We start from the raw sequence: 376 nt of genomic DNA, 5'->3' as shown, positions 1-376 counted from the left end.
AGCGGGAGTCCATCGCCAACGACCCGCTCAACCTCGTCCCGGTGGACGGCCCGACCAACAGCTCGAAGGGCGACTCCGGCCCGGCGTCCTGGCTGCCACCGAACAAGACGATCCGCTGCTCCTACTCGGTGCGCTTCGCCCAGGTGTCGCTGAAGTACGACCTGCCCGTGACGGCGGCCGACAAGGAGATGATGCTGCGGCAGTGCGCGGGGTGAAGGGACTTTGCGGACACGGGCTAGCGTCCTTCGTCATGACGGCCGATTCGCTCGACGCCCTGCGGACCGAGCTCCGGGGCATGGCGGAGCCGGGGATCAGAGTGCAGCAACTGCGGGTGCTCCATCCCCCGGAGGACGACGAACTGCTCGGCGTGCGCGTC

General features: G+C 68.6%; 1 protein-coding gene. It reads left to right on the top strand.

The features are described 5' to 3' along the window. Window positions 1-215: GmrSD restriction endonuclease domain-containing protein (locus IG94_RS0138190; protein ID WP_031048862.1), on the top strand; the 215-nt coding region annotated here is incomplete at its 5' end. Window positions 216-376 lie beyond the last annotated feature (161 nt).

It is taken from the genome of Streptomyces olivaceus (assembly GCF_000721235.1).
GTDB lineage: Bacteria > Actinomycetota > Actinomycetes > Streptomycetales > Streptomycetaceae > Streptomyces > Streptomyces olivaceus.
The sequence above is the reverse complement of the archived record's forward strand: the minus strand, read 5'-3'. Positions and strand labels throughout refer to the sequence as shown.